The 8,438-nt window shown below is 42.6% G+C and carries 7 protein-coding genes; 4 read left to right on the plus strand and 3 right to left on the minus strand.

Going from position 1 to position 8,438, the window contains the following annotated elements:
- The first annotated feature begins 61 nt into the window (after window positions 1–61).
- Window positions 62–1,093 (plus strand): 3-deoxy-7-phosphoheptulonate synthase, encoded by a 1,032-nt coding sequence (locus NFS18_RS13050; RefSeq protein WP_251390818.1) that lies wholly within the window; start codon window positions 62–64, stop codon window positions 1,091–1,093.
- 93 nt (window positions 1,094–1,186) lie between these two features.
- On the opposite strand, the gene NFS18_RS13055 is transcribed toward NFS18_RS13050, so the two are convergent.
- Both NFS18_RS13055 and pyrB read right to left on the minus strand, forming a co-directional pair.
- Window positions 1,187–1,630: an aspartate carbamoyltransferase regulatory subunit gene (locus NFS18_RS13055; protein WP_251390820.1), complete on the minus strand. Its 444-nt coding sequence runs from the start codon at window positions 1,628–1,630 to the stop codon at window positions 1,187–1,189.
- Between the two features lie 59 nt (window positions 1,631–1,689).
- Complete coding sequence (gene pyrB, locus NFS18_RS13060) at window positions 1,690–2,610, minus strand: aspartate carbamoyltransferase (protein ID WP_251390822.1); 921 nt, start codon at window positions 2,608–2,610, stop codon at window positions 1,690–1,692.
- A 584-nt stretch (window positions 2,611–3,194) separates the two neighbouring features.
- Between pyrB and pheA the strand changes: the two genes are divergently transcribed.
- From pheA to NFS18_RS13075, 3 genes are read left to right on the plus strand one after another with little or no spacing between them, the layout of a single operon-like run.
- Window positions 3,195–4,325: a prephenate dehydratase gene (pheA, locus tag NFS18_RS13065; RefSeq protein ID WP_251390824.1), complete on the plus strand. Its 1,131-nt coding sequence runs from the start codon at window positions 3,195–3,197 to the stop codon at window positions 4,323–4,325.
- Window positions 4,326–4,353: 28 nt separating this feature from the next.
- Entirely contained in the window at window positions 4,354–5,646 is a 1,293-nt protein-coding gene (locus NFS18_RS13070) for an ATP-binding protein (RefSeq protein WP_251390826.1), read from the plus strand.
- Between the two features lie 39 nt (window positions 5,647–5,685).
- Window positions 5,686–6,507, plus strand: a complete 822-nt coding sequence (locus tag NFS18_RS13075; protein ID WP_251390828.1) for a DUF6612 family protein — start codon at window positions 5,686–5,688, stop codon at window positions 6,505–6,507.
- A gap of 32 nt (window positions 6,508–6,539) precedes the next feature.
- On the opposite strand, the gene NFS18_RS13080 is transcribed toward NFS18_RS13075, so the two are convergent.
- The gene (locus tag NFS18_RS13080) at window positions 6,540–8,276 is read right to left on the minus strand and encodes an Rqc2 family fibronectin-binding protein (RefSeq protein WP_251390830.1); all 1,737 of its coding nucleotides are present in this window, start codon (window positions 8,274–8,276) and stop codon (window positions 6,540–6,542) included.
- Window positions 8,277–8,438 lie beyond the last annotated feature (162 nt).

Below are 8,438 nucleotides of genomic sequence, written 5' to 3' on the forward strand. Positions count from 1 at the left end.
GCAGGTGTGAAAAGGCAGTTTTACAATTGTATTGATATATAAAGGAATGAGGTATGACAGTATGGGGATGAGAGTGAATGCGGAGCTGCCGCTTCCGGCAGACTTAAAATCAAAGTATCCGGTACCGGAGCATCTGCGCGCGGTCAAAGAAAAAAGAGATAAGGAAATCAAAGACATTTTTACAGGAAAGTCTGACAAGTTTATCGTTATTGTCGGTCCTTGTTCTGCAGACAATGAAGATTCTGTATGCGAGTATGTGAACCGCCTGGCAAAACTGAATGAGAGAGTGTCAGAGCGTCTGATGATAATTCCCCGTATTTATACAAACAAGCCACGTACAACAGGAGCAGGCTATAAGGGAATGCTGCATCAGCCGGAACCGGACAAGGCGCCGGATCTTCTGGCGGGAATCATTGCGATCCGTAAGATGCATTTGCGTGCTATAGAAGAAAGTGGGCTGACTTCGTCAGATGAGATGCTCTATCCAGAGAACAGAAGCTATCTGGATGATATTCTTTCCTACGAGGCGATCGGCGCCCGCTCTGTAGAGAATCAGCAGCACCGACTGACAGCAAGCAGCATGGATATCCCGGTGGGAATGAAGAACCCAACCAGCGGCGATTTTTCCGTAATGCTCAATTCCGTTGTTGCGGCGCAGAGCGCTCACAGCTTTATTTACCGGGGAATGGATGTGACCACAGATGGAAATGAACTGGCACATGTGATTTTGCGCGGCGGCGTAGACAAGTACGGAACAGGTATTCCAAACTATCATTATGAGGATTTGATGCGTCTGTATGAGATGTATCAGAAGATGGATTTAAAGAATCCGGCGGCAATTATTGATGCGAACCACTCCAATTCTGATAAGAAGTTCAAAGAGCAGATTCGTATTACAAGTGAAGTGATGCACAGCAGAAATTATAATCCGGAACTGAAAAAACTGGTAAAAGGTGTGATGATTGAAAGCTATCTGGAAGAAGGGTGTCAGTCTATCGACAGCGAGAGAATGTATGGCAAATCCATTACAGACCCGTGTCTCGGCTGGGAAGATACAGAACGCCTGATATATGAGATAGCAGAAAAATGTTAAGATAAAGGGGAGATCGGGAATGACTCAGTTTCCTGATTCCCCTTTTATTGTTCTATCTTTAAATTGATTCGTTATCCGGAAATACTTTGGATTCTATTTTTTACCGCGGTATTTCTCTTCACAGTATTTACAGCGATATACTTCATTTTTCTTATCAGTCAGAACGAATACATGATCAAGACCCTGTTCGATGGAAGTAATACATCGCGGGTTTTTACAGTGAATCACATTCTTAATCTCTTTTGGAAGGTGAAGTTCCATTTTATCAACGATTTCTTCATCTTTAATGATATTAACTGTAATGTTATGATCAATGAAACCAAGGATATCCATATCCATGAAATCAATCGGGCATTCGATTTTCATGATATCCTTTTTGCCCATTTTTTCGCTCTTTGCATTTTTGATAATGGCTACGCAGCAGTCAAGCTTGTCCAGATGCAGGTATTTATAGATTTCCATACTTTTTCCGGCTTCAATGTGGTCCAGCACAAATCCTTCGGAAATTTTTCCTACGCTTAATTTGTTTTCTACCATAAGAAATTCTCCTTTTGTTGTTCTTGCTTAACAGGTTATAAAATTGTGACGGTATGTGATCAGTCTACTTTGATTTCCAGCAATGTTAAAATCAATGCCATGCGCACATAGACACCGTACTGTACCTGTTTGAAATATGCAGCACGCGGGTCTTCATCTACTTCAACAGAAATTTCATTAACACGCGGAAGTGGATGCAGTACATACATATCTTCCGGAGCAAGTTTCATTTTCTGCTTGTCAAGAATATAAAAGTCTTTCATGCGGACATAGTCGTCTTCATTGAAGAAACGTTCTTTCTGAACACGCGTCATATACAGAATATCCAGCTCAGGAAGCGCTTCCTCCAGACGGACAACCTCTGTGTAGGGAACATTCTCTTTGTCCAGTACATCCTGACGGATATAGTCCGGGAGACGGAGCTCTTCAGGGGAAATCAGAACAAAGCGGATTCCGGTATAACGAACCAGCGCCTGAATAAGAGAATGTACAGTACGTCCGAACTTTAAGTCTCCGCAAAGACCAATAGTCAGATTATCCAGACGACCTTTTAAGCTGCGGATCGTCAGCAGGTCAGTCAGTGTCTGTGTCGGATGCTGGTGTCCGCCGTCTCCGGCATTGATGATCGGAATCGGGGAATTAGCACTTGCTACCATTGGGGCACCTTCCTTTGGGTGTCTCATGGCAGCGATGTCTGCATAGCAGGAGACAGTACGGATTGTATCGGCAACACTTTCTCCCTTGGATGCAGAACTGGAATCTGCGGAAGAAAATCCCATGGTATTTCCGCCTAAGTTCAGCATAGCAGCTTCGTGGCTCAGCCGTGTCCGTGTACTTGGCTCATAGAAAAGCGTAGCCAGTGTCTTGCCGCTGCAGGCATGTGAGTATTTTTCACGGTGTGCTTCAATGTCCTGCGCCAGATCCAGTAAGTTGTTTAGTTCCTCCACACTTAAATCAAGAGGACTCATCAAGTGTCTCATAAAAAACCTCCTTAAAATTCATTTAGCAAAGTTTGTGTTATCAGTAATGTAACAAAAATCCCATAATGACCGTTTCAGATCCACACTTTTTGGATAAAATTGTCCGCAATTAATACAGGTACTAGTCTGCTAACTTTGGAATTGTAATATGGGGTGAACTTTTTTTGCAATTGCTCCGGGAATGGAAGAAACTTCAATTGCAATATAACGGATAATATGGGTGGCTGCCCAGAAGGAAAAATAGAAACGTCAATAACAATAGAACTAATGATGGAATGAAAAAAAGGCTTGAGCCTATATTTAAAAATATTTCTTCGGCTTCTGATATATTCCGTGACGTTCATGCTATACCTCCAGTTAGGGTGCTAAAGCAACGGCGGATAAATCGTTCGCATTGCTCTTCGGGATATTATATACTAAGTCAGTAGGATTTTCAACAGTATTTATGGGAAAAAATGTGCGAAACTGGTATGCTCAAAATTGTGCAAAATAGGGAAGTTTCCAAAAATCAAAATCTGACATGGATTTTTAATATAAAATGTATTATAATTAGGAATAGTTTTTTATTTTAAAGGAGAAAAAAGATGGCAGCATTGGAAGAACTGAGAGAGCGCCTGGACGTCATTGACGATCAGATTGTCCGCCTCTATGAAGAGCGTATGAAAGTATGTGAGGAAGTAGGAGCTTATAAGGTACAGTCGGGGAAACGCGTTCTGGACAGGCAGCGTGAAAAGAACAAACTGACAGATGTAGCTTCCAAAGTAGAGGGGGACTTTAATAAGAAGGGTGTACAGGAGCTGTATGAGCAGCTAATGTCTATGAGCCGGAAGCTTCAATATCGTCAATTAGTTGAGACCGGAGCGCTTGGAAGACTTCCTTTTATTGAGATAGCTTCTTTGGAAAAGGAGACGGCAAGAGTCGTTTTTCAGGGAACGGAAGGGGCTTACAGCCAGGCAGCTATGCGGCAGTATTTCGGGAAAGGCTGCAATAATTTTCATGTACATACGTTCCGTGAGGCGATGGAAGCAATTGAGGAGGGGGCTGCCGATTATGCCGTGCTTCCGATTGAAAATTCCTCTGCCGGTTCGGTTAATGAGATTTATGATCTGCTTGTGGAATTTGAAAATTATATTGTGGGCGAAACAATTCTTTCGGTGACCCATACACTTGCGGGGCTTCCGGGCACACAATTAAGTAAGATAAAGCGTGTTTATTCTAAGGCAGAAGCACTGATGCAGACAACACGTTTTCTGGATGAGCAGTCAGCATGGGAGCGGATCAGTGTGGCAAATACTGCCGCAGCGGCACAGAAAGTGCTGAATGACGCAGACTGTACACAGGCGGCTGTATGCAGTGCTTATGCGGCGGAGGTCTATGGACTGGAGGTGCTGGCAGATGATATTAACGATGAGAAGAATAATTCCACCCGCTTTATTGTGATAACGAACCAGAAAGTATTTTTAAAAAATGCGTCCAGAATCAGTATATGTTTTGAAGTGCCGCATGAGAGCGGCTCATTATATCAGATGCTGTCTCATTTTATTTACAATGATTTGAGTATGACAAGAATCGAATCCAGACCAATTGAAGGAAAGACGTGGGAGTATCGGTTCTTTGTAGATTTTGAGGGGAATCTGGAGAACCCTGCGGTGAAGAATGCCATCCGCGGTTTGCGGGAAGAGGCAAAAAATCTGCGGATTCTGGGGAATTATTAGAAACGGTGTGGAGAAAGAGGGAAAGATAATGCGTACCAATGAACTGATGTTATATAAGAATATGGAATATGGAGAAATCCTTTCGGATATGACATTTCTGATGGAGAATTATGACAACGAATTCTATAACAGAGAAGATTTGCGAAGTCTGTTGTTTGAGTGTGTCAATGAGCTTTTGGAGATTTCGGTCAGTCATGGTTTTGAAGGGAACCTCTGGCATACGTATCTGACCTTCCTTTTGGCAAATGATGAGAATGCTTACAGCACCTCATGTGAGATTGTAGGAGAAGTTGACGGCAGTATTAACAAGATTGCCTGTCATGACTTTGAAATCATGAAAGAATTGTTTGATTATGATTTTGAAGATTTAGAGAAAGTGCTGGATGCGTCCTGCATTTCTATACTGATGAAGTATGAGAAGAGCACTGAAAGAAGCCATGTTTTTAATAAGAGAATCAGGGACAGAATCTGCAGACTCAGTAAGTCTCTCGGACAGACGCAGAGTGTGGAAGAGTTTAAGATACGGCTGACCCGGTTCTATAAAGAGTTTGGAGTCGGTAAATTGGGACTTCACAAGGCATTCCGGGTAGAGCATATAGAGGGGGACAGGGCAGAGATCGTACCGATCACGAATATTGCACATGTACATCTGGATGATCTGGTAGGATATGAAATTGCAAAGAAGAAGCTGATTGATAATACAGAAGCATTTGTAAGCGGAAAACGGGCAAATAATTGTCTGCTTTACGGCGATGCGGGCACGGGAAAATCTTCTTCGGTCAAGGCAGTCCTGAATCAGTATTATGACAGAGGACTGCGTATGATAGAAGTGTATAAACATCAGTTTCAGGATCTGAATGATATTATTGCCCAGATTAAGAACAGAAATTACAAGTTTATTATTTATATGGATGATTTGTCTTTTGAAGAATTTGAGATTGAGTATAAGTATTTAAAGGCAGTCATTGAGGGCGGTCTGGAGAAGAAGCCGGACAATATACTGATTTATGCCACTTCTAACCGCCGTCATCTGGTACGGGAAACTTTTAAAGACAAGGCGGACCGGGATGAAGAACTGCACACCAATGATACGGTGCAGGAGAAGTTATCTTTGGTATCAAGATTTGGGGTGACTATTTATTATGGTTCTCCAGAGAAGAAGGAGTTCCAGCAGATTGTAAAGGAGCTGGCGCAAAAAAACGGAATTGATATGCCGGAAGAGATACTTCTTCTGGAAGCCAATAAGTGGGAGCTAAGCCATGGCGGACTTTCAGGAAGAACAGCACAGCAGTTCATTGACTACCTGCTGGGGCAGAAATAATACAGGGTATAAGACACAATAAAGGAAACGAGATATTTTATGAAAAAACAAAAAAACAGCAGGTGTATAGCGGTTTTGATAGTAGGCTTATGTATCTGCCTGCTTGCCGGATGCAGCGGTGAAGTAACTCCAAAAAAAATAATGAACCGAATTGAAAAGAATTTGTCGGAGGTTACTTCATTTTCTAATCAAGTGGAAATGAACATTAAGATGGAAGAGCTTGTTCATTATACAAAGGTAACAATGGACATGGAGATGGAAAATACAATGGAACCGAAGGCAGGACATGCCAAAGGAATTGCAGAAGTCAGTATGCGCGGCGTGAATCTGAACAGCCAGATGGAGATTTATCAGGTAGAGGAGGATGGTTCCCAAGTAACATACAGTGGTTTGGACGGCACATGGTTTAAAGAAACAGCGGGCGAGAGCAGCGGAGGAATTGCACTGGACAAGAATCTGTTTGCAGAAATGGGAGAATCGGCAGATGAGTTCCAACTGGCGGATGAAACAATAGAGCTGGATGGGAAATCTTGTTATGAAATGTATGGAGATGTGACAGGAAAAGAGCTGATGAGTGTTCTCGGAAGCCAGATGCTCCATGGATTTGGACTAGTAGAACTGCCGGATGACAGTGCTGTTGCACAGCTGGAGATTCCGGTGATTTTTGACGTATATGAGGAAGAACTGCTTCCGGCACGTATGCATGTAGATATGACAGATGTGCTGAATGACCTCTATGACAGTCTTGGGGAATCAGCGGATGTGACACATTATGTGATTCAGCTGTCCTTTAAGGAATACAATACAGTGGAAGAGATACAGGTGCCCGAAGAGATCAGGGAGACAGCAGTGGAGGAGTAAGAAAGAAGGAGAGTAAAGAGTCTGATACCTCTTTACTCTCCTTCTTTGATATCACTGATATCGCTGTCAATGACAAGAGAATAATTTGTGTAATATACGACAAAACCAGGCTTTCCGCCCTTTGGTTTCTTGACATGTTTTTTCTCTACATAGTCGATCTCAACTTTGTCCGTTCCTCTCATGCTGGAATAGTATGCAGCCAGTTTTCCGGCTTCTTCAAATGTTCTGTCCGGCAGTTCGTCCCCGTTGCTTTTTACGATAACATGGGAGCCGGGAGCCTGTTTGGCATGAAACCACCAATCATTGCCGGCTGCAAAGTTGAACGTCAGATCCTCATTCTGGAAATTATTCTTTCCTACATAAATATGATACCCGTCACTGGAAATATAGTGGAGCGGTTGATTTTTTACTTTTATTTTTTTCTTTGTAAATCTCCGTTTCATATAGCCGGCATCTATCAGCTCGTCCTTGATCTGTGCAAGATCCTCTTCACTGCGGGCAATATCCAGAGCAGTTTGTACGGATTCCAGATAACGGATATCATCGGAAGTCTCTTCAATTAACTTGGAGAGTGCTTCAAAAGTACGTTTCTGTTTGTTATATTTATTAAAATAGCGCTGTGCATTTTCCTGCGGTGTCATTGTATCATCCAGAGGAATAGAAATCATTTCATTTGTGTAGTAGTTAAGCGCTTCTAGTTTCTTTGCACCCTTTTCCAGATCGTAGCCGTAGACATTGATCAGTTCGCCGTAAACCTTATATTTGCCGCGGTTTTCAGTATCCCTTAGCTGTTTTGACTGAAGGTCATATTTCTTCCGGTTCCGTTCCAGTGCGGTCAGTACGATATGGCGCAGATCCGTGGATTTCTGACGTATGCGGGTGATGGTATTTTTTGTGGCATAGTAGGTTTCCAATACTTTGGAAATGCTGTCAAATGTTGTACAGCTATATTCTGTAAAGTGACTCAGCGGCAGCGCAGAGAATTCTTTCGGTTCTTTGCCCTGATAGTAGATGGACGGTGTAAATTTTCCTTGCCGTACTCCATCAAAATATAAAGAAAACTGATTATATAAGTGGAGCATTACATCATCAGACAATTCTCTTGGCGGAAGAACCGGGTCAATTCCGGTAATATAGCAGATTTCTTCTGCGGTAACTGGACTGATTCCGGTAAAACTAGTGTAGATCGCTTTGGAAAGCGGCACTGGTCTGGCAGACAGGACAGCAGAAAATTCTTTGCCTGTCACCGTCAGTGGATCAGCCTTTTCCATTGTATCTGGTATGAAATAGGTTCGTCCGGGAAGGATCTCGCGTACGGAACTGACCTGTGCCGAGACATGTTTGATACTGTCGATGACAGTGCCGTCTTCGGTACAGAATATAATGTTGCTGTGTTTTCCCATAATCTCCACGATCAAATCCTTGCGGCAGAGGTCTCCCATTTCGTCCAGATGTTCAATGGTAAAGTGGATGATACGCTCCATTTTCGGTTGGAAGATGTCCACAATCCGTCCATTGGCGATGTGCTTTCGCAGCAGCATACAAAAATTGGGAGCTGTCATTGGACTTGGTTTATTGGTTTCTGTCAAATATATCAAAGGGAGAGATGCGCTTGCAGACAGATACAGACGGCGCTGACCTGCAGGCGCCTTTATAGTGAGCAAAAGCTCATCTGCTTCTGGTTGAGCAATCTTTGCGATTCTTCCATTTAAAAGTTCATTTCGTAGTTCCAGGGCTAGATTCGCCACGACGATTCCGTCAAAAGCCATAGTGTAACCTCCTGTTGTTTTCAAAATAATACATGAAGCGCAATCATTATAACATGATTTGCTGATGGTCACAACTGTTACTATGTTTTGAGTTTCCCCATTTTTTAAAGTCATCACAATTACTGTTTTTTAAATAAAAATGCAAAAACACTGGATCTTTGT

It is taken from the genome of Mediterraneibacter agrestimuris (assembly GCF_943193195.1).
Lineage (GTDB): Bacteria > Bacillota > Clostridia > Lachnospirales > Lachnospiraceae > Schaedlerella > Schaedlerella agrestimuris.

Coding starts and splice junctions, on each gene's coding strand:
- NFS18_RS13050 (WP_251390818.1), top strand. CDS start 62: ATGGGGATGAGAGTGAATGCGGAGCTGCCGCTTCCGGCAGACTTAAAA.
- NFS18_RS13055 (WP_251390820.1), bottom strand. CDS start 1,630: ATGGTAGAAAACAAATTAAGCGTAGGAAAAATTTCCGAAGGATTTGTG.
- pyrB (WP_251390822.1), bottom strand. CDS start 2,610: ATGAGACACTTGATGAGTCCTCTTGATTTAAGTGTGGAGGAACTAAAC.
- pheA (WP_251390824.1), top strand. CDS start 3,195: ATGGCAGCATTGGAAGAACTGAGAGAGCGCCTGGACGTCATTGACGAT.
- NFS18_RS13070 (WP_251390826.1), top strand. CDS start 4,354: ATGCGTACCAATGAACTGATGTTATATAAGAATATGGAATATGGAGAA.
- NFS18_RS13075 (WP_251390828.1), top strand. CDS start 5,686: ATGAAAAAACAAAAAAACAGCAGGTGTATAGCGGTTTTGATAGTAGGC.
- NFS18_RS13080 (WP_251390830.1), bottom strand. CDS start 8,276: ATGGCTTTTGACGGAATCGTCGTGGCGAATCTAGCCCTGGAACTACGA.